This window comes from Sphingomonas sp. Leaf231 (assembly GCF_001421995.1).
GTDB lineage: Bacteria > Pseudomonadota > Alphaproteobacteria > Sphingomonadales > Sphingomonadaceae > Sphingomonas.
Map to the genome: position 1 here is coordinate 38,536 of NZ_LMLS01000005.1, position 18,977 is coordinate 57,512.

Sequence of the window (18,977 nt, forward strand, 5' to 3'; positions counted from 1 at the left end):
GCATGATCTCCCGCCTCGTCACCTTTTCGGTCGAGCGGCGCTGGCTTGTCCTGCTGCTCACCGCAATCGCCGCGCTCGCAGGGGTTTTCGCCCTCCAGCGCCTCCCCATCGATGCCGTCCCCGACATCACCAACAATCAGGTTCAGGTGAACGTGCTCGCACCGTCCCTGTCGCCCGATCAGATCGAACGGCAGGTGTCCTTTACGATCGAGACCTCGCTCGCCGGCATCCCCGGCCTCGAATACACCCGCTCACTCAACCGCAACGGCTTTGCCCAGATCACGGCTGTCTTTTCCGACAAGACCGACATCTACTTCGCGCGCCAGCAGGTAACCGAGCGGATGCGCATGGCCGAAGAGCGGCTGCCTGCCGGCATCATGCCGGAGATGGGGCCGATCGCGACCGGGCTCGGCGACATCTTCATGTGGACGATCGAGTTTCGTGAACTCGACAAGGTGCGGCACCGCGACGGCGAGCCCGGCCTGCAGCGCGACAGCAGCTACATCACGCCCGAGGGAGATCATCTCGTCAGCGAGGCGGACAAGGCGACCTACCTCCACACCGTTCAGGAGTGGATCGTTTCGCCGCAGTTGCGCGGCACAGAAGGCGTTGCCGGCGTGGACTCGCTGGGCGGCTACGACCGCGAGTATCTCGTGATCCCCGACGTACAGCGGCTCGCAGCCATGCGACTGACCATCAACGATCTCGCGACCGCATTGGAGCGCAGCAACACCAGCGTCGGCGCCGGGACCGTCAACCTGAATGGTGCGGGTCTATTCGTCCGTTCGGACGCCCGCGTCCGCACAGCCGATGAACTCGCGCGAACGGTGATCGCATCGCCGGAGGGCGTCCCCGTCCAGCTAAGCCAGGTCGCAACGGTCCGTGCGGGCCAGGGCATTCGTACCGGTTCGGCGTCAGAAAACGGACACGAGGTCGTCGTCGGCACCGCAGTCATGCGCATCGGCGAGAACAGCCGCACGGTTGCGACCGCAGTTGCTGAGCGACTGGCCGTCATCGGCAAATCGCTTCCTGCCGACATCGTAGCGAAGCCGGTGCTCGACCGCACCAAGCTGGTGAACTCGACCGTTTCGACCGTCGCGCGCAACCTCGCCGAAGGCGCTGTGCTCGTCATCGTCGTGTTGTTCGCGCTGCTCGGTAACTTCAGGGCGGCACTGATTGCGGCCCTCGTGATCCCTGCCACGATGCTGCTGACCGCCACCGGCATGCTGCGCGCCGGCGTGTCGGCGAACCTGATGAGTCTCGGTGCGCTCGACTTCGGCTTGATCGTCGACGGCGCGGTCATCATCGTCGAGAATGCGTTGCGACGGCTGGGCGAGCGGCAGCACGAGACGGGCGCGCAGCTTCCGCTCAAGGAACGGCTCGCAGTGGTCGCTGCGGCCGCGCGCGAGATGATCCGCCCGTCTCTCTATGGGCAGGCCATCATCATCCTGGTCTATACCCCGCTGCTCACCTTCTCCGGGGTCGAGGGCAAGATGTTCGAGCCAATGGCGCTGACCGTCATTATCGCACTCGTCTTCGCCTTCATCCTGTCGCTGACCTTCGTTCCGGCGGCCATCGCCGCCTTCCTCGTCGGCCGCGTCGAGGAAAAGGAGAGCCGCGTCGTCCGATGGCTGCGCGGCCGGTATGAACCCGGCCTCGACGCCGCGATGCGCCGACCGACACTCACCATGGGCGGCGCAGTGCTCGGTGTTGTCCTGGCGGCGCTCGCCTTCACCACCCTGGGTCAGGAGTTTCTGCCCCAGCTCGACGAAGGCGACATCCTTGTCCAAGCTTGGCGTCCGCCCGGCACCTCGGTCGACCAGAGCCAGCATATGCAGTTCGCGGTCGAGCGGATGATCAGCCGGGAGCCGGAAGTGCAGTACGCCTTCTCGCGAACAGGCACCTCGGAGATTGCTTCCGATCCGATGCCGCCCAATGCGACCGACACGTTCGTCATGCTGAAGCAGCGAAATGAGTGGCCGAACCCAAGCCTGCCGAAGGAGGAGCTGGTCGAGCGCATCGAGAAGAAGGTCTCGACCATTCCCGGGAACGGCTATGAGATCACGCAGCCGATCCAAATGCGCTTCAACGAGCTGATTGCCGGGGTGCGCGGTGACATCGCGGTGAAGGTGTTCGGTGACGACTTCGCCAGCATGAACGCGACCGCCATGCGGATTTCCGAGGTGCTGCGGAAAGTCCGGGGCGCCGCTGACGTGCGGGTCGAGCAAACCGAAGGGCTGCCGCTCCTCGACATCCGCCCAAACCGCGACGCCATGGCTCGCGTCGGTGTCACCGCCGGCGATGTTCAGGATCTCGTATCCGCCACGGTGGGCGGCAAGCAAGCCGGCGTGATTTTCGAGGGTGATCGACGGTTCCCCGTGGTGATCCGTCTCGACAACAGCGCGCGCTCGGATGTCGAGGCGCTTGGACGTTTGCCGGTGCCGACCGCCAATGGCGCGTTCGTGCCGCTCGCAAGCGTAGCCGACATCGCGATCGGCGATGGTCCCAACCAAATCAGCCGCGAAAACGGAAAGCGCCGCGTCGTCGTGCAAGCGAACGTGCGTGGACGTGACGTGGCGGGCGTCGTGGCCGATGCGCAGGCGGCGATCGACGCCCAAGTGAAGCTAACACCCGGCACATACCTGCAATGGGGTGGGCAGTTCGAGAACCTTGCGGCAGCCCGCCAGCGGCTCGCGATCGTGGTGCCGATCTGCTTCGCGGTCATTATGCTGCTGCTCTACGGAGCCTTGGGCTCGGTGCGTGACGCGGCAATTGTGTTCACGGGCGTGCCGCTCGCCTTGGTCGGCGGAATCCTGGCGCTGGTGCTGCGGGGTATGCCGTTCTCGATCTCGGCTGCCGTCGGCTTCATTGCCCTCTCCGGCGTTGCTGTGCTGAACGGGCTGGTGATGGTCTCCTCCATCCACGACCTGATGCGGCAGGGGATGGAGCGGGCCTGTGCAGCACGTGAAGGCGCGCTGCTTCGGCTACGCCCCGTTGCGATGACGGCGCTTGTCGCGAGCCTCGGCTTTGTGCCGATGGCGCTCGGCCATGGCGCAGGCGCGGAGGTGCAGAAGCCACTAGCTACCGTCGTGATCGGCGGACTGATCTCGGCCACACTGCTGACGCTGTTCGTGCTGCCCACCCTCTACGCCCGTTTCGGCGCATGGCGGCCGGTTAAGGTCGATCCGGACGAAGCAGGCGCGATGCCCGATCCTCAGAGGTGATCGAACGCCCGGAGGATCGGACACGGCCCGGCCGAGCCGCTTCCGCACTCTCTCGCGAGATGGCGAAGGGAGGCGCGCACGCGCTCAAGCTCCTGGATTTTGGCGTCCAGCGCGTCAATGCGCTCATTGGCAAGCTCGCGTGCACGGGCGCGATCGTCGGTTGCGTCGAGCGCTAGCAGTTCGCCGATCTGCTCCAACGTGAATCCGGCCGCCTGCGCCGAGCGGATAAACCGGAGGCGGCGCACGTCATCGACACCGTAGCGCCGAATACCGCCGCTCGCGCCGGAGCCTCCGGGTCGGTCCGGCGTATCGAGCAAACCCCGGCGCTGATAGTAGCGCACGGTCTCGACACCGACGTCCCCTTCACGCGCGAGACCCGCAATCGTCAGTGCCGCCATGCCTTGACTCCGTACTATAGTACGGACCCTATATAGGTTCCGCGAACAGGATGGAGAAGTGAGATGGCGACCGCGGCGCTCAAGAAAGCGACGGTCTATCGTATGGTGATGCCGACGCACACCTGCCCCTATGGCGTGAAGGCCAAGGATCTGCTGCGCCGGCAAGGTTACGAGGTCGAGGATCATTGGCTGCGCACCCGCGAGGAGACCGACGCGTTCAAGGCGGAGCACGGCGTGAAGACCACACCGCAGACCTTCATCGGGGGCGAGCGGGTAGGGGGTTATGACGATCTGCGCCGCTTCTTCGGCAAGGCGGTGCGCGATCCCAAGGCGGTCACTTACCGGCCCGTAGTCGCGGTGTTCGCCATGACCGCGCTGATGGCGCTCGCGGCCAGCTACGCTGCCTTCGGCTCGCCGTTCACGGTCCGCGCTGGGGAATGGTTCATCGCCTTCTCGATGTGCGTGCTCGCCATGCTGAAGCTTCAGAACGTCGAGAGCTTCTCGAGCATGTTCCTCAACTACGATCTGCTCGCCAAGCGCTGGGTGCCCTATTCCTACGTCTATCCCTACGCAGAAGGTGTTGCGGGCGTGCTGATGGCCGCTGGTGTCCTCACTTGGCTTTCGGTGCCGATCGCGCTCGTCATCGGGACGATCGGTGCGGTATCCGTCATCAAGGCGGTCTATGTCGACAAACGCGAACTCAAGTGCGCCTGCGTGGGTGGGGACAGCAATGTGCCTCTGGGCTTCCTGTCGCTGACTGAGAACGTGATGATGGTCGCCATGGCGCTATGGATGGTGATCGCTCCGGCAGCGCTCTCGATGCCGCACTGAGCCGTTGACTTCAGGTCCAAAAGGCTGCCGGTAGCTGGCGTGAAATCCGGATCTCGCCCTCGTGTCAGCTTCGTTCGCACGGCCGTCCTGGCCGTGCTTGCGATGATGCTGCTCGTCCGGTTGGGGCCGATCTGCGAAACCAGTGCTCAAGCAGCTCCGATCGCCTCGGCAATGGCTGGGTGCGAGGAAAAAGGCTCTTCGGCACCGGACAAGAAGGCACCTCAGCCGGCCTGCGCGACGCCCTGCATCGCCGTCCCGGGGGAAGCCCTGGCGAGGGCAGAGCCGTTATTCTCATTCCCGATCGCCGCTTGGCCGTCGCCGGCCCCTGTCATGAACGGGTGGCTGATACCGCCCGCCACTCCACCTCCACGAGCCGTGTAACCATCCAACAGGTTTCACACATTCAATCGACGGAGCTTTTAATGACCAAGTTCAAGCTGATCGGCGCAGCGCTGGCGCTCGCCCTTCCGACCGCAGCCTTCGCGGCCGGGTCCTGCTGCGCCGACATGGCGTGCTGCAAAGACGGTGCCGATTGCTGCAAGGACGGCAAGGGCGATTGCTGCAAGGACATGAAGAAGGGCGGCGATCATGCCGGTCACGACATGTCCGGAATGCCCAAAAAGTAAGCCAGGGGAGGGAGGCGTCTGCGCCTCCCTCCTTTTCAGTGGTGGGCGAACACCTTGCGTCCACCAGGTCCGAACGCAACGACGTCGTAGGGCTGGGTCTTCATGCCCGGCATCTCCATGCCCGGCGAGCCCATCGGCATCCCGGCAACCGCGAGCCCCGTCACACCCTTTGGGTGCGTTGCCAGAGCCCGCTTCATGTCGGCGATTGGCACATGACCCTCGAAAGTCATGCCGTCGATGATGGCCGTGTGGCATGAGGCCAAGTCCGCGGGCACGCCCCGGGCCTTCATGAACGCGGGCCGGTTCGCGTCGTCGACGACGCGGACCGCCCGACCGAACTGAGCCTTCACCTGCTGCGCCCACTTCTCGCAACATGGGCAGCCCGGATCGCGGTGCATCAGCACCGGCCCGGCAGCCACGGCTGCGACCGGCATGGCGAACGCTGCAACAGTGGCGAGAAGGCGAATGCGGGTCATGTCTATTCCTAGATGGCCGCCCCACCGCAGGCAAACCCTGCGGTGGGGCGGGGGCCGATCACTGTGCAGACTTGCCGTGCGCCCGCAGCCAGGCGTTCAGCTCGCCGACTTCCTTGTTCTGCTCGGCGATCGTCTTGGTGGCCATCATGCGGACCTTTGCGTCCTTGGTTTCGCGCAACACTATCTGCGACATGGCAATGCCACCGCGATGATGCTCGACCATTTTGCGGACCCAGGTCTCGGTCGCATCAGCGCCCATGGCCGACATCATCTTCTGATGCATCTGCATTTCAGAGGGCGGATAGGGGTTCGCCGGCGTCGGCTTCATCATCTGACCGTGGTTCATGCCCGAATGATCCATGCCCTGCATCTGGGCGATGGCCGGAGCGGCGCCGAGCGCGGCCGCGAGGGCCAAAACAGTCATCTTCTTCATCGTGTCTCTCCTGGGTAAACGCCCCCGCCCACAGGAGGGATACGGGCGCGCGTACCGTATCCCTCACGCCCATGATCGAATTCAGCGGATCGGCTGAAGGGTATTCACCCCGACGCTATCATCAGTTTCAGGTGGGGGAGGGGGAACCTGCTTGTCACGATAGGAAGGCAGGTCGGGCGCATTCGCAGGCGTAGGATTTGCCTCAAGCCTGGCAATGGCCCGCTTCATTTGCGTGATCTCACGAACCTGAGCATCGATGATTCCGTCCGCCAGCTTGCGCACCTCGGGGTCTTTGATGTGCGCGCGCTCGCTCGTCAGGATCGCGATCGAGTGGTGCGGGATCATGGCTTTCATCCAGCTCACGTCATCCACCGTCTCCTGGCTGCGGACGAGCCACAGCGCGAGCGCGAACACTACGATGCTACCGCCGATAATCGCGGCATTCGTCCGCTTGTTCTTGTACATCGACCACATGAAAAGGAGCATGATGATCGCCATCGTGGCGCCCATCACGAAGGCCATCCAGAACCGCGTCTGGCTGAACTCTATATGCCCGAGGGCATAGACGTTCACGTACATCAGCCCGAACATGACAACGGTCGAAGTCGCCACCATTGCCGCAAAACGACCGTAGCCCATGCCCATGTTCATCTTGCCTTGGTGCTCGTCCATCATGCGACTCCCTGTCTGGAAATACGCCCCCCGGCTTTGCGGCGCGGCCGTCTCGGCCAGCGCATGAAGAGAAGGATCGCACCCGACACTGCGAAGACGAGACCGCCTGCGGCGAAAGCGTTGAGCCACGGCGTGTTGAACCGCTCGTGCTCCGTCCAATCCATGATGTGGAGACCCCAGAAGAAGTCGTACAGCCGCCACGTTCCTGTTCGGACCGACGTGAGCCGTCCCGTCTCGGCCGCTACATAGATTCGGGTGGCGTCATCGTCGGCGAACGTTGCACTCCATGCCGGCAGCGCCCCGCGATACTCGGTACTGGCTCGTTCAATCCGCTCGATGGTGGGTGCGGGCACACCAGCCCCCCGATACGCCTTCTGAGCGATCGTCCCGGCCACCCTGGCATCCAATGGTGGGATCGGCGCAGCCGTGCGAGCGTCCAGCAGACGGATGCGACCATCCACAAGCTGTGCCTCAACGATCGCTCGCCCGAGCAGCATTCGGTGCTGAAGCTGGCGGACCGGCGCTCCGGCCGACGCCAGCAAGGCAGGCAACGATGCGAAGCCTTGGGTGCTCGACAGCGCCGGCTCGGCGTTCCGTTCGATCCGGTGATCGCCGTGCACGGTGTCAATGGGGAGCAGGCTCATCACAAGGCCGCTGGTGAACCAGACGATCGCCTGCGCGCCGATCAGGAGAGCAAGCCAGCGGTGGATCTTGCTCGCTCCAAGGTGGAGGCGGAGCCGCGGGCTCAGAACCAGGTCCTCACGCCGGCGACGAAGCTGAAGCCCCCTGTGTCGTCGCCCCGCGCCCGCGAGAAGCGGGCGGTGTCGCCGAACTGCCGTTCCCACGACACGCCGATATAGGGCGCGAACTCACGGCGGCCCTCGTAGCGAAGCCGCAAACCGGCCTCCAGGTCCGTCAGCCCGGAGCCGATCCCGGTCTCCCGCACGTCCTGGGCGGCGAAGTTGGCCTCTACCCTGGGCTGGAGAACGAAGTAGTTGGTGATGCGCTGGTCGTAATAGCCCTCGGCGCGGGCGAGCACGTCCCCCTTGTCGGAGAGGAACAGCGCGCCCTCGACCTCGAACTGGTAGGGGGCCAAGCCCTCGATCCCGATCGTCGCATAGGTGCGCGACGGGTTCGGCTTGAAGTCGTAGCGGACGCCGGCCTGGAGATTCCAATAGGGATCGAGGGCATGGCTGTAGAGCGCCTGCACCTCGGCGCTCTCCAGCGCCTTGCCGAAACCACCTTCGCCTTCTGACTTCAGCCAAAGGCGATTGATGTCGCCTCCGACCCAAGCCTCGCCATCCCAGCGGTAGCCGTCGCTTCCTTTGCGGGCCTGATACTCCGCAAGATTGAAGAGCACCTGATAGTAGGTCATCCCGCCATGCTCGCGCCGCAGGTCGTTCTCGCGGGAGCTGGCCATGGCATCCGCCCCCCAGAAACGATCGGCGAGATGATCGCCGGGCGGAGCGGGAGCGGGCTTGTTGCCGGGGGGGAGGTCGGTCCCGATCTTGGCGCCTGTCTGGCTACCATCCATCGCCATGCCGGGCATCGCGCTCATGTCGTGCCCGGCGTGCGGGTCCTGCCCGGCTGCTGCCGGGGAACCCATGCCGGGCATGGCGGACATGTCGTGCCCGGCGTGCGGATCTTGCGCGGGCGCGGGCTGCTGCTGAGCGCCCATGTCCATTCCCTGCATCCCGCTCATGTCGTGACCGGCGTGCGGATCGGCCACCCGAGCCGGCGCGGCCTGAGCGCGACGCGGGGCCCTCCGAACCTGGGCCTTCCGCTTGGCCGCGGGCTTGGCTGCCGCTTTCCGCGCGGGCTTGGGGGTCGCCTTGGCCGCGGGCTTCGCCGGCATGGTCATTCCCGGCATGTTGTGCATGGAATGATCCATGCTCTGCCCGAACACAGGGCCGGCGACGACTGCCGAGGCAAGGCCGGCGAGAAGGAGTGACCGGTTCACGCTGCTGCCTCCCCGGCCTTGCGGACCTGGACGACGCGCATCATCCCTGCGTGCATGTGGTAGAGCATGTGGCAGTGGAACGCCCAATCGCCTTCCTCGCCTGTCACGTCCCAGCTCACCGTGCCGCCTGGCTGGACGAGCACGGTATGCTTCCGGGGCGCATAGGCACCTTTCCCCGTCACCAGGTCGAAGAAGTGACCGTGGATGTGAATGGGATGGCCCATCATCGTGTCGTTGATGAGGGTGACACGCACCCGTTCGCCGTGCAGCAGGGTGATCGGATCGGGGCTCTCCGACAGCTTCTCGCCATCGAAACCCCACATGTACCGCTCCATATTACCGGTAAGGTGGAGCTTGATCTCGCGCTCGGGTGCCCGCGTGTCGGGATTGCGATCGAGTGCCACCAGATCGCGATAGGTCAGCACGCGGTGCCCGACATTCTCGAGGCCCTGACCGGGCTCGCCCGTGCGATCGACTGGCATGGCCGAAATGGTCTGGACACCCGGACCCTTCTTCACACCCGGGGCCTTCGAGAAATCGCGCATGTTCATGCTGCCCATGTCCATTCCGGCCATCGGCTGCCCATCTGTCATGCCCGGCATCGCACCCGACCCATGATCCATCCCGGGCATGGCGCCGCTCTGACCCTGCGGCGCGGTCATCCCGGCCATGGCGCCGGCAGCAGCGCCGGCGGCACCATGGTTCATCTGGGAATGGTCCATGCCCTGCATCGAACCGGCACCTGCGCCATGGTCCATACCGCCATGGTCCATGCCCGCCATTGATCCAGCCTGTGCGCCCGTCGCAGCGCTTCCCATGCCCTGCATGGAGCCGTGATCCATCGTGCTCATGTCATGGCCGCCCATGCCCATGTCCTTCATGGTCGCGAGCGGCCGCTTGCGAAGTGGCGGGACTTCGGCAGCCATGCCCTCGCGGGGTGCGAGCGTCGCGCGCGCCATGCCGGAGCGATCGACGCTCTCGCCCACCAGCGTGTAGGCGCGCATGTCGGGCGGCGTGACGATCGCGTCATAGGTCTCGGCCGGGCCGAACTGGAACTCGTCGATCTGAACGGGGCGCACGTTCAACCCATCAGCCGCGACGATCGTCATCGGCAGGCCGGGGATGCGGACGTTGAAGGTCGTCATGGACGATGCGTTGATGAACCGAAGCCGCACCCGCTCGCCCGGCCGGAACAGCGCGGTCCAATTGTCCTTGGGACCATGGCCGTTGACCAGATAGGTGTAGGTCGAGGCGGTCACGTCGGCGACATCGGCGGGGTCCATCCGCATCTTGCCCCACATCAGCCGCTCTTTGAGCGGCTGATCCTTGCCCGCCAGCAGCCCGCTTAGGGTCTGGCGCTGGCGGTTGAAGTAGCCCGACTCCTTCTTGAGGCGGTCGAACAGGTAGTGCGGGTGCTGGAAGCTGTGATCGGACAGCACGATGACGTGCTCGCGATCGAACTGCACCGGGTCGGGGTCCTTGGGGTCGATCAGGATCGGCCCGTAGTGCCCCTCCTGCTCCTGGAGCCCCGAGTGGCTGTGATACCAGTAGGTGCCGCTCTGGATGATCGGGAACTCGTAGGTGAAGGTCGATCGTGCCGGGATGCCTGGAAAGGCAATGCCGGGCACGCCGTCCATCTGAAAGGGCACCAGCAGCCCGTGCCAATGAATAGAGGTTTCCTCATCCAGATCATTAACGACGTGGAGGCGCACGTTCTGCCCCTCGCGCAAGCGGATGAGCGGAGCAGGCACGGTGCCGTTGATGCCGATCGCGTGGCTCTGCCGCCCGTCGATCATCATCATCTGGTGAGCGATCTTTAGCGTAATGTCGTCGCCCGAAACTGTCGGCAACGGCTTGGCGATGCCCGCGGACACCGGCTGCGCCCACGCCGGCATATAGGCCGACAGAGCAAGGCCGCTTCCGGCTAGGGTGGCACCGCGCAGCACTTGGCGGCGGTCGAGAACGCGCGACATGAAAGCTCCTAGAAGGTGGGCCGCTACCGGCCCGTTTCACTCCTTCTACGCGTCCCGCACGCCGATCCCTTGTTCGGTGTTCAACTTTTCGAGGAGGCGCGAGCGGGCACGGTAGAGGCGGGTTTCGACAGCCTTCTGGCTGATCCCCAGCACGTCGGCGGTTTCGGCTTGGCTCAAACCCTCGATGGTGCGCAGCACCAGAGCCTCTTTTAGATTCATGGGCAGAGCGGAAATGGCATCTGTTACCCGGTCCAACTCCTGGCGGTCGGCTGCGCCGTCGTCGATTGCCACCTGATCGTCCACCACAGCTTCAGCCCGATGATCGATGGGGGCCGCGAAGGAGAAGAACCGGCGCACCGTGCGCTTTCGCGCCCAGTCACGACATTTGTTGATCGCGATCGTCGAAAGCCACGCTCTCATGGCGCGCTGCCCGTCGTAGCGCGGGAGGGCCTGGTGTGCGGCGACGAACGTCTCCTGCACCAGATCAAGCGCTTCGTCGGGTTCGCCGACGCATGCCCGCGCGAGCCGGAACACCGGCTGTTGGTAGCGTCGCACGATTTCGGCAAAAGCGGCCTGCCGACCGGCAATGCTGAGCGTCGCCAGCTCGCCATCGGACAGCGTGGTCCAATCGAGGCTCACCCCTGGCCGTCGGTGAGCGCCTTCACCACCGCAGCATCGAATTGAGAGGTCTGATCGGTGCGCAGAAGCTGCCGCATGGCAAAGATATGCGCCAACGTGGCCTTCTGCAGCTCGCCCATCGCGGCATGGCTCTGATCGACCGCGGCCGTGACCCGCGGGCCGTTGCCGTGCTCGGCCTCGATCGCCTCGGCGAGCCGAGCATTGGTCGCGCGCAACTCCAGCTCGAGAGCGCGCCGTTGCACCGCGAACCGGTCCTCCAGAACCTTCAGCTTTGCCTGCTGATCGGCATCGAGCGCGAGCTTGTGGTGCAGGACCTCGTGCAGCGCGGCGCCCGGCTGCTTGGGCTGGGGCAACAGCGCACGTCCAACGAACACGCCCCCGATCGCCGCGAGAAAGGCGAGTACGACACACAGCAGGACGCGCTTGGTCGAGGTCACGGCTCGCCGATCAGCAAAGTCGAGGGTGCGAGCGGCGAGGCCCCGCCGAGCGGTGCGAGCGACACCGCGGGGCTCGCGGTCGCGGGCAGCTCGGCGCCGATCATGCCGATCGCCAATGCCGCGACCGTCACCGCACCGATGCCGAGCCCGGCCTGTCGCACGACCGGCCGTGTGCCGATGCGCGCGAGAACACGTGCTTCGACGTCGTCCAGCGCAGCCGGAACAGGTGCTCCCGCCAACCTCACCAACGCTCTGTCCAGATCATCCATGTTTTCCACTCCGCCCCTCTAACACTGGTTACGCAGCGCTGCCCATCATCCCTCATCGGTCGCGTGAGGGGTGCGCGACCGTGCCGCGTAGAATGGACAGAACATCACGGAGTAACCGCATGCGTCGCGCCCTAATCCCTGCCGCCCTTGCCATCCTCGGGCTCGCCAGCGCCGCCCAGGCTCATCCTAAGCTGCTGTCCGCCTCACCGGCGCCGAACGCGACTGTCGCCAAGCCCGCGCGCCTCGCGCTGCGGTTCAGCGAGAAGCTGATGCCGAAGTTCTCGGGCGCGGACCTGATGATGACCGCGCATGGCGGCACCGCGCACGCGCCCATGAAGGTCGCGGCTGCGGCCGGGGTCGCCGATGATGGCCGCACGCTCGTCGTCACGCCCAAGGCGCCGCTCGCCGCGGGGCGCTACAGCGTCGCTTGGCATGTGGTCTCGGTTGACACTCACCGGGTAGCCGGAAACTTCGCCTTCGCGGTCAAGTAAGGGTGGAGACCGACTGGCCGCTGATCGCGGTTCGCGTCGCGCTTTATGCAACGCTGAGCGGGTTGTTCGGCTTGTCGGCCTTTAGTCTCTACGGCCTCAAAGCCGGCGAGCGCGCCAATGCGCTCGCCTTGCGCCCCTGGCTCGTCGGAAGCGGCCTGCTCGGCCTCCTGTTCTCCGGGATCGCCCTCGCACTGCTCGCGGCGGCGATGGCCGGGGCACCGCCCTGGCCGGTCGATCAGGAGGCGATCGGGATGCTCCTCTCCGGGTCCGCAACGGGCACCGCGTGGGAAGCGCGCATAGCTGCGCTCGTGGTGGCGTCGGTCGCGGCCCTCGTGGCAACCGATCGCGCGGCTTTGCTCGGCTTGGTGACGTTCGCTGCGGCCGTGGCGCTCGCCACGCTTGCTTGGACAGGACACGGCGCGATGGACGAGGGCGCTGTTGGCTGGGTGCATCTGGGCGCCGACATTCTTCACCTGCTTGCGGGCGGAGCCTGGGCCGGAGCCCTACTCGGGCTCGTGCTTCTGGTCGCCCGGCCGGTCGGCCGCGTCGACGCCGCCCATCTGACTCTGACGCACCGCGCACTGCACGGGTTCGGCATGGTCGGCACGATCCTGGTCGGCACGATCGTCGTCACGGGTGTCGTCAACGCGTGGCTGCTGGTCGGCCTCGCCAATCTGCCGGACCTTCCGACTACGCGCTACGGCCAGCTTCTGATCGCCAAGCTAGCGCTGTTCGGCACAATGCTCGCGCTCGCGTCGCTCAACCGCTTCAGACTTACGCCGGCGTTCGAGCGCTCGATCGCCGCGGCCGATCATCACGGCGCGCTTCGCGCCCTGCGGCGCAGCCTCGCGGTCGAGGCGAGCTGCGCAGTGGCGATCCTGGCGCTCGTCGCATGGCTGGGGACGCTCGAACCGCCCGCTTCGGCGATGTGAAGGGCGGGCGGCCAAGCGCCGCCCGCCTCGCCGCTCAGGCGGCCATCTTCTCGCATTCCTCGGCGCACCGCTCGCAGGCGGCGACGCACTCTTCCATCCCGTCCAGCCCTTTGCAGCTCGCCGCGCAAGCCCGGCAGATCTGAGCGCAGATGCCGCACACGAGCTTATGCTGGTCGGAGCCGCGCGCCATGAAGTCGAGCGAGGTGGCGCAAACCTGCGCGCAATCCAGCATGATCTTGATGTGGTCGGGCGCGGCGTGCGGGCCGCCTACCTGAAGGCAATGCTGCGTCGTCATCGACAGACAGGTAATGTGGCAGTGGTGGCAGGCATCCATGCAGGCCTGCATTTCGGCGCTCATGTGGTGGTGCATCGTCGTTCTCCGCGTAAGGCCCCCCTTATTCGCAGTACGTGCCGCACCGGTGCTTCCCTTAGATAGGTGCTTCCATTTATCGCTAATTGTTCGTGGCTTTCGATTAGGAGTAATCACAGTGATACTGACGTGCTCCCCTGAAACTCCGCCAGTTTGAGCTAGAGTCCGCCTTCGTGAGGAGACGGATGTGAAGAAGAGCAGGTTCAGCGAGGAGCAGATCATCGCGGTGCTGCGCGAGCAGGACGGCGGGATGAAGACCGCCGACGTGTGCCGCAAACACGGGATCAGCAGCGCGACGCTGTATGCCTGGAAGGCGAAGTATGGCGGCATGGACGTGTCGCAAGCACGCAAGCTGAAGGTGCTGGAGGACGAGAACGCCCGGCTGAAGCGGCTGCTGGCGGACGCGATGCTCGACAACGCCGTGCTCAAGGAGGCGGCAGCAAAAAACTGGTGAGGCCTGCCGCTCGGCGGAAGGCTGTCGAGCATGCGCGGCAGTTGTTCGGCATCAGCGAGCGTCGGGCCTGTACCATCTTCAGCGTGGATCGGACGTCGATGCGCTATGCGCATCGGCGATCTGATGATGGCGACCTGCGGTCGCGGTTGCGCGAGATCGCGGCTGAGCGTCGTCGCTTCGGCTATCGGCGGTTGGGGATCATGCTTGCCCGGGAGGGCATCGTCATGAACCACAAGAAGCTGCTGCGGCTGTATCGCGAGGAAAACCTGCGGGTCAGGCGCCGGCGTGGCCGGAAGCGAGCCATGGGCACACGTGCGCCGATGACGCTGCCGCAGGGTCCGAACCAGCGATGGAGCCTCGACTTCGTCAGCGACACGCTGATCAGTGGCCGACGTATCCGCATTCTTGCAGTGGTCGACGACTTCACGCGGGAATGCCTGGCGCTGGTGGTCGACACCTCGCTGTCAGGCGCACGCGTCGCTCGCGAGCTAGACGCCATCATCGCTGTGCGCGGCGTGCCGCTGAAGATTGTCAGCGACAACGGCACCGAGCTGACCAGCCTGGCGATCTTGAGATGGACGCAGGAGCGACCGGTCGAGTGGCACTACATCGCGCCGGGCAAGCCGCAGCAGAACGGCTATGTCGAGAGCTTCAACGGCCGCCTGCGTGACGAGTGCCTCAACGAGACGTTGTTCGTGTCGCTCGGCCATGCCCGCTCGGTGCTGCGGCTCTGGCGCGACGACTACAACCATGTGCGCCCGCATAGTGGTGTTGGCGGGCTGACGCCCGCCGATGCCGCCAGGCGGGTTGTGCAACACCGCCCAGAGGGGCACCATACCAACCCCGGACTCCAGTTATGACTGGTAGAGCTTTGGGGAGCACGTCACAGCGTTGCGCGAGGCCCGATGTTGATGATGGTCCGTCCCCGGCGCGCCTGGTAAGCAACTGACCCGTCGGCGACAACGCCGTCATGCCCGCCGAAGCCGCGACGAACCTCGATCCGTCCACGCCATGGCCCAGCCCGTTTCTCGACGAAGCCTCCCACCTCAACAGCTGCATCTACGTCGCCGAGGCCGCGTAGCGCGTCACTCCCGCCTGTAATGAGGAACGGCGATCCCCCGCGCTCTTCATCCCGCCCAAAGCGGAGCTTGGCGAGCGGTCCTGCCTTCCACCCGTCCCGGTTCACCCCGTTCCAACCCAAACCGTCGGGGATCGAAGCGAAGATGGTGTCCTTGTAGTTGATCCGCAGGTCGGGAAAGATCGACAAGGCCATGTCTCGCGAGCCTTGCCATGCAGGGCTTAAGACTGGTGCGACGCCGACGGTGATGCTCCATCCGGCAGTGCCTGCCTCCAAAGGCCGACCTGCGGGGGGGGGGGGGGGCGGCCGCAGGTCCGTCTGCGCGAAGCAGGGTTGAGCAGAGACTAGCGCAAGGATGGTTAGAGCGGAGCGCATCCTTATCCCTTTTTCGGCCCCGTTGATGACGGTCGGTCGGTCATGTCAGCAGCCACCTTATCCCCGCGCGTCGTAAACGCCAGTCCCGGTAGATGGAGTACGGCTATACCCACAGCGTATGACCGGTCCGCTTTCAATGCCGGCGGACGCGTTCAAACTCAGGCCGAAGCAGCCGCTCGCGTTTTCCACAGGGACCAGCCGACGCCGCAACCCAGTATCGCAAAGGTTACCGCCAACGACGCTGCGGGCGGGAATTTGGCGAGCCCGAACATGTCGGCAACGAAGATTTTCGAGCCGATAAATACCAGCAACGCGGCCAAGGCGTATTTAAGGTAATGGAACCGGTCGACCATCGCGGCGAGCGCAAAATAGAGCGCGCGTAACCCAAGGATAGCAAAGATGTTCGACGTGTAGACGATGAATGGATCCGTTGTGATCGCGAAGATGGCCGGCACGGAATCGACCGCAAAGATGACGTCAGCGCATTCGATCATGACCAGAGCCAGTAGTAACGGCGTAGCGATCCGGCGCATGCGCCCCGTCGCTGGCTCCTGCTCTTTCACCCAGAAACGTTCCCCGTGAAGTTGGTCGGTAACCGGCATGCGCTGGCGAACCCAGCGTAAAACGGGCGAACTGGCTACGTCATATTCCGTGTCTGCAGTCAGCCACATCTTGATACCGGTGAAAACCAGGAAGGCCGCAAAGACGTATAATACCCATTCGAACCGATCGACCAATGCCGCACCAAAACCGATCATCACTGCACGCAGGACAATGACACCCAGGATGCCCCAGAACAATACACGGTGCTGGTGGATGCGGGGGATGGCGAAGTAGCCGAAGATCATGGCGATGATGAACACGTTATCCATCGCAAGGCTCTTCTCGATGACGAAGCCCGTCACGTAGTTAAGGCCGGCAGTCGGCCCGATATACCACCAAATCCATCCGCCGAACGCCAGTCCCAGCGTGATGTAACCTGCTGACAATGCAGGGCTCTCGCGTACCCCAATTTCCCGTTGTCCGCGGTGCAAGACACCCAGATCGAGGATCAGCAACGTTGCGACGATGCCGAGAAATGCCAGCCACATCCAGACAGGCGTACCAAGGAATAATAAGGAGAGCAGCTCAGGCATGGGGACCTCTGACAAACGTGATGACGTGGGGCGGGATCAGCGATCAGGAGGGCAGGTATCTCGCGGTGGTGCGCACAAGCGACCTTCCAGGTGCAACTCAAAGCGCTTCAATTGCAGCAGAATTGGAGAAATTGGAGTTCGGCGCGCCATCGCGATACGCGCGCGCTCGTCCAACTGCTGATGCAGTTCGGCGAGTCTGTTGGTTTCCATGCTCAGAGCCTCTTTTCAATCGGTGATCGAAAGATCGGATCATCAACGACGACAGGAGGCAAAGCGGCCAGGCCTATATCGAGATAACCCGATGCGGTCCGACATCACAATCACCCGAGGGAAATTGTCAGAGGGGCCCGGCCCGCTCTTTCTAGATAGGACATGGCTCCCGGTGATCAAGCTGTTTCACTGTTTGATAATTACTGTAGTCGGCACTCAAACTGCCGCACTTCCCTTCCCAAAATATTACGCTGACCGGAAAAAGGGATCGGTCGAAAACACTTGCTTCTGGACACTCAGTTTGGCGATCCGCAAGCCTGAAGGCCATTCGCCAAGCCATGAGCCGCAACGTACCCGCCGGCAGGTACTCTGCTTGCGGCAGGCAAGCCGTGCGGCTTATGTCGCTACCGCTGGTGGGGGGAAATGAATGGCGAATGGCAGTAGCAGCCGCGGAAACTCGGTGGTCGGCGAGCGCTGGCCGCTCTTCTGGGCAGGCTGTGCGGCGATCAGCGTTGGCGTGGCCCTTCACTTACCAATGCTCGCGATGGCCCATACGATGGGCAATCACCTGTCGGGTATGCCTATGGACGGATGGATGTACCTGGGCATGGCGCTGATCGGTATCGGCGTGCCGGCAGCTATATTTGGCGCTTTACCCAAGAAACGGCCTGATCATAGGGCAGCCGTTGGCGTCGCATATGAAGCGCCCGATGATACCCCTCTGACGCGGTCGCATGCTGCCGTTCTGCTGGTGCTTACCCTCGGGCTCATAATTGACACTATGAAGCCAGCAACGCTCGGCTTCGTGCTGCCCGGCATGCGTGGCGAGTATGGGCTCGCCAAATCGACCGTTGCCTTGTTGCCGTTCGTTGCCCTTACGGGAACGACGGTTGGCTCGTTTCTGTGGGGGTGGCTTGCGGACATCTATGGTCGGCGTGTGTCGATCCTGTTGTCGACCATCCTGTTCGTCTCGACTTCGATCTGCGGAGCTATGCCTTCCTACAGCTGGAACCTGGTCATGTGTTTTCTGATGGGGTGCTCGGCTGGCGGCATGCTGCCCGTCGTCTACACCCTGTTGGCAGAGATCATGCCTCCGCGGCACAGAAGCTGGGTCCTTGTGCTGGTTGGTGGCACGGGACTGGTCGGTGGCTACCTCGCAGCTAGCGGTGCAGCGCATCTGTTCGAGCCCCTGTTCGGCTGGCGTAGCTTGTGGCTGCAAGGGTTTCCCACCGGTTTGCTGCTGCTTGCGATGGCAAGGTGGATACCTGAGTCTCCACGATTTCTGTTGGAACGGGGCATGGACGCCGAGCTAGCTGACATGGCTCGAAAGTTCGGCATCGTCAGGCGTGCGCCACAAGCCGCGCCAGCGGACGCTGGCAGCGCCGCGGCTCACCACCGCGAGTTGACCATCGCCCTGGTGATCACGGCTCTTTCCTGGAGCTTCGTCAACTTTGGCTTGCTGCTATGGTTGCCTTCCGATCTCCAGGATCGAGGCTTCAGTGCCGAGATTGCGAGCGGCATCATCGCCAGCTCAGCACTTGTTGCCCTGCCCACGATCATGATCGCGGCCTTCCTTTACAGCCGGTGGAGCAGCAAGCGCACCCTGATCGGCACTGTGCTTCTCACACTCGCCGGGCTTGCCGGAGCCCTACTGCCGGCACCTACGCTGGCTTGGCCACCCCTGCTGATCGCTGTGATCGCGTTGCTGGTGGTTGGCACAAACGGATTGATCGCCGTGCTACTTCCCTATGCAGCCGAAAACTACGCATTACGCGTCCGTGGACGCGCTACTGGGCTTATCGCGGGGAGTAGCAAATTTGGTGGCGTTGCTGTCCAGCTGGGCGCCTTCGCTGGGCTGATCCCGACGATGGGGGGCGCGGCAATCTCGCTAATTGTACCAATGACGCTGTCAGCGGTACTGATCGGGCGCGCAGGGAGAGAGACGCGGGGCCGCAGCTTACGCGAGCTGGAAGCAACGGCTTAGCTGTCGGCT

At 64.2% G+C, this 18,977-nt stretch carries 21 protein-coding genes; 7 read left to right on the forward strand and 14 right to left on the reverse strand.

Annotated elements, in window-relative coordinates; all coding sequences use genetic code 11:
- Positions 1–2 precede the first annotated feature (2 nt).
- On the forward strand, positions 3–3,224 hold the full coding sequence (locus tag ASE95_RS14700) for an efflux RND transporter permease subunit (protein ID WP_056637911.1): 3,222 nt from the start codon (positions 3–5) through the stop codon (positions 3,222–3,224).
- Here the strand turns inward: ASE95_RS14700 and ASE95_RS14705 are convergent.
- Entirely contained in the window at positions 3,215–3,622 is a 408-nt protein-coding gene (locus ASE95_RS14705; RefSeq protein ID WP_056637915.1) for a MerR family transcriptional regulator, read from the reverse strand. The two genes, ASE95_RS14700 and ASE95_RS14705, sit on opposite strands and share 10 nt — an antisense overlap.
- A 63-nt stretch (positions 3,623–3,685) precedes the next feature.
- Here ASE95_RS14705 and ASE95_RS14710 point away from each other — a divergent pair, with 63 nt between their 5' ends.
- Together ASE95_RS14710 and ASE95_RS14715 are read left to right on the forward strand one after the other, a co-directional pair.
- The gene (locus ASE95_RS14710; RefSeq protein WP_056637918.1) at positions 3,686–4,453 is read left to right on the forward strand and encodes a MauE/DoxX family redox-associated membrane protein; all 768 of its coding nucleotides are present in this window, start codon (positions 3,686–3,688) and stop codon (positions 4,451–4,453) included.
- Positions 4,454–4,791: 338 nt separating this feature from the next.
- Entirely contained in the window at positions 4,792–5,079 is a 288-nt protein-coding gene (locus ASE95_RS14715) for a hypothetical protein (protein WP_235528337.1), read from the forward strand.
- Positions 5,080–5,114: 35 nt separating this feature from the next.
- Here the strand turns inward: ASE95_RS14715 and ASE95_RS14720 are convergent, their stop codons facing one another.
- From ASE95_RS14720 to ASE95_RS14760, 9 genes are all read right to left on the reverse strand, one after another.
- Positions 5,115–5,555 carry a DUF411 domain-containing protein gene (locus tag ASE95_RS14720; RefSeq protein WP_056637921.1) on the reverse strand — a complete coding sequence of 147 codons (441 nt, stop codon included), beginning with the start codon at positions 5,553–5,555 and terminating at the stop codon, positions 5,115–5,117.
- Between the two features lie 58 nt (positions 5,556–5,613).
- The gene (locus ASE95_RS14725; protein ID WP_056637924.1) at positions 5,614–5,988 is read right to left on the reverse strand and encodes a DUF305 domain-containing protein; all 375 of its coding nucleotides are present in this window, start codon (positions 5,986–5,988) and stop codon (positions 5,614–5,616) included.
- Between the two features lie 81 nt (positions 5,989–6,069).
- Complete coding sequence (locus tag ASE95_RS14730; protein WP_199860401.1) at positions 6,070–6,660, reverse strand: DUF305 domain-containing protein; 591 nt, start codon at positions 6,658–6,660, stop codon at positions 6,070–6,072.
- Positions 6,660–7,415, reverse strand: coding sequence for a PepSY domain-containing protein (locus ASE95_RS14735; protein ID WP_056025355.1), 756 nt, complete (start codon positions 7,413–7,415; stop codon positions 6,660–6,662). Before ASE95_RS14735 ends, ASE95_RS14730 begins: the two co-directional genes overlap by 1 nt.
- The gene (locus ASE95_RS14740; protein ID WP_192125836.1) at positions 7,406–8,539 is read right to left on the reverse strand and encodes a copper resistance protein B; all 1,134 of its coding nucleotides are present in this window, start codon (positions 8,537–8,539) and stop codon (positions 7,406–7,408) included. Before ASE95_RS14740 ends, ASE95_RS14735 begins: the two co-directional genes overlap by 10 nt.
- Positions 8,540–8,616: 77 nt before the next feature.
- On the reverse strand, positions 8,617–10,593 hold the full coding sequence (locus tag ASE95_RS14745; protein WP_056637929.1) for a copper resistance system multicopper oxidase: 1,977 nt from the start codon (positions 10,591–10,593) through the stop codon (positions 8,617–8,619).
- A 45-nt stretch (positions 10,594–10,638) separates the two neighbouring features.
- Positions 10,639–11,232 (reverse strand): RNA polymerase sigma factor, encoded by a 594-nt coding sequence (locus tag ASE95_RS14750; protein ID WP_056025241.1) that lies wholly within the window; start codon positions 11,230–11,232, stop codon positions 10,639–10,641.
- Positions 11,229–11,669 (reverse strand): periplasmic heavy metal sensor, encoded by a 441-nt coding sequence (locus ASE95_RS14755; RefSeq protein ID WP_056025244.1) that lies wholly within the window; start codon positions 11,667–11,669, stop codon positions 11,229–11,231. Before ASE95_RS14755 ends, ASE95_RS14750 begins: the two co-directional genes overlap by 4 nt.
- The gene (locus tag ASE95_RS14760) at positions 11,666–11,938 is read right to left on the reverse strand and encodes a hypothetical protein (protein ID WP_056025246.1); all 273 of its coding nucleotides are present in this window, start codon (positions 11,936–11,938) and stop codon (positions 11,666–11,668) included. The genes ASE95_RS14755 and ASE95_RS14760 overlap by 4 nt, the downstream gene beginning before the upstream one ends.
- A 119-nt stretch (positions 11,939–12,057) precedes the next feature.
- On the opposite strand from ASE95_RS14760, the gene copC reads away from it, so the two are divergent.
- Positions 12,058–12,429 (forward strand): copper homeostasis periplasmic binding protein CopC, encoded by a 372-nt coding sequence (gene copC / locus ASE95_RS14765; protein ID WP_056025248.1) that lies wholly within the window; start codon positions 12,058–12,060, stop codon positions 12,427–12,429.
- A 2-nt stretch (positions 12,430–12,431) separates the two neighbouring features.
- Entirely contained in the window at positions 12,432–13,361 is a 930-nt protein-coding gene (gene copD / locus ASE95_RS14770; protein ID WP_056025251.1) for a copper homeostasis membrane protein CopD, read from the forward strand.
- Positions 13,362–13,395: 34 nt separating this feature from the next.
- Here copD and ASE95_RS14775 read toward each other — a convergent pair whose 3' ends face one another.
- Positions 13,396–13,719, reverse strand: coding sequence for a four-helix bundle copper-binding protein (locus tag ASE95_RS14775; protein ID WP_156348067.1), 324 nt, complete (start codon positions 13,717–13,719; stop codon positions 13,396–13,398).
- Positions 13,720–13,918: 199 nt separating this feature from the next.
- On the opposite strand from ASE95_RS14775, the gene ASE95_RS14785 reads away from it, so the two are divergent.
- A protein-coding gene (locus ASE95_RS14785) for an IS3 family transposase (RefSeq protein ID WP_156348068.1) occupies positions 13,919–15,045 on the forward strand; the annotation gives its coding sequence in 2 pieces (ribosomal slippage) (positions 13,919–14,165 and positions 14,165–15,045; 1,128 coding nt in all).
- Between the two features lie 23 nt (positions 15,046–15,068).
- Here ASE95_RS14785 and ASE95_RS14790 read toward each other — a convergent pair.
- The 3 genes from ASE95_RS14790 to ASE95_RS17760 form a co-directional block, all read right to left on the reverse strand.
- A complete protein-coding gene (locus ASE95_RS14790; protein WP_268795842.1) occupies positions 15,069–15,638 on the reverse strand; it encodes a MipA/OmpV family protein in 570 nt (189 codons plus the stop codon).
- A 158-nt stretch (positions 15,639–15,796) separates the two neighbouring features.
- Positions 15,797–16,774, reverse strand: coding sequence for a TerC family protein (locus ASE95_RS14795; RefSeq protein WP_056638687.1), 978 nt, complete (start codon positions 16,772–16,774; stop codon positions 15,797–15,799).
- A 36-nt stretch (positions 16,775–16,810) separates the two neighbouring features.
- On the reverse strand, positions 16,811–16,984 hold the full coding sequence (locus ASE95_RS17760; protein WP_156348069.1) for a hypothetical protein: 174 nt from the start codon (positions 16,982–16,984) through the stop codon (positions 16,811–16,813).
- Between the two features lie 427 nt (positions 16,985–17,411).
- Here ASE95_RS17760 and ASE95_RS14800 point away from each other — a divergent pair, with 427 nt between their 5' ends.
- Positions 17,412–18,968 (forward strand): MFS transporter, encoded by a 1,557-nt coding sequence (locus tag ASE95_RS14800; RefSeq protein ID WP_055756306.1) that lies wholly within the window; start codon positions 17,412–17,414, stop codon positions 18,966–18,968.
- The last annotated feature ends 9 nt before the right edge of the window (positions 18,969–18,977 follow it).

What these genes read in the sequence shown, in the direction of transcription:
- ASE95_RS14800 (WP_055756306.1), top strand. Translation starts at nt 17,412, where the DNA reads ATGGCGAATGGCAGTAGCAGCCGCGGAAACTCGGTGGTCGGCGAGCGC.
- ASE95_RS17760 (WP_156348069.1), bottom strand. Translation starts at nt 16,984, where the DNA reads ATGGAAACCAACAGACTCGCCGAACTGCATCAGCAGTTGGACGAGCGC.
- ASE95_RS14725 (WP_056637924.1), bottom strand. Translation starts at nt 5,988, where the DNA reads ATGAAGAAGATGACTGTTTTGGCCCTCGCGGCCGCGCTCGGCGCCGCT.
- ASE95_RS14775 (WP_156348067.1), bottom strand. Translation starts at nt 13,719, where the DNA reads ATGAGCGCCGAAATGCAGGCCTGCATGGATGCCTGCCACCACTGCCAC.
- ASE95_RS14790 (WP_268795842.1), bottom strand. Translation starts at nt 15,638, where the DNA reads ATGCGCTCCGCTCTAACCATCCTTGCGCTAGTCTCTGCTCAACCCTGC.
- ASE95_RS14740 (WP_192125836.1), bottom strand. Translation starts at nt 8,539, where the DNA reads ATGCACAACATGCCGGGAATGACCATGCCGGCGAAGCCCGCGGCCAAG.
- ASE95_RS14720 (WP_056637921.1), bottom strand. Translation starts at nt 5,555, where the DNA reads ATGACCCGCATTCGCCTTCTCGCCACTGTTGCAGCGTTCGCCATGCCG.
- ASE95_RS14745 (WP_056637929.1), bottom strand. Translation starts at nt 10,593, where the DNA reads ATGTCGCGCGTTCTCGACCGCCGCCAAGTGCTGCGCGGTGCCACCCTA.
- ASE95_RS14760 (WP_056025246.1), bottom strand. Translation starts at nt 11,938, where the DNA reads ATGGATGATCTGGACAGAGCGTTGGTGAGGTTGGCGGGAGCACCTGTT.
- ASE95_RS14705 (WP_056637915.1), bottom strand. Translation starts at nt 3,622, where the DNA reads ATGGCGGCACTGACGATTGCGGGTCTCGCGCGTGAAGGGGACGTCGGT.
- ASE95_RS14710 (WP_056637918.1), top strand. Translation starts at nt 3,686, where the DNA reads ATGGCGACCGCGGCGCTCAAGAAAGCGACGGTCTATCGTATGGTGATG.
- copC (WP_056025248.1), top strand. Translation starts at nt 12,058, where the DNA reads ATGCGTCGCGCCCTAATCCCTGCCGCCCTTGCCATCCTCGGGCTCGCC.
- ASE95_RS14795 (WP_056638687.1), bottom strand. Translation starts at nt 16,774, where the DNA reads ATGCCTGAGCTGCTCTCCTTATTATTCCTTGGTACGCCTGTCTGGATG.
- ASE95_RS14700 (WP_056637911.1), top strand. Translation starts at nt 3, where the DNA reads ATGATCTCCCGCCTCGTCACCTTTTCGGTCGAGCGGCGCTGGCTTGTC.
- ASE95_RS14730 (WP_199860401.1), bottom strand. Translation starts at nt 6,660, where the DNA reads ATGGACGAGCACCAAGGCAAGATGAACATGGGCATGGGCTACGGTCGT.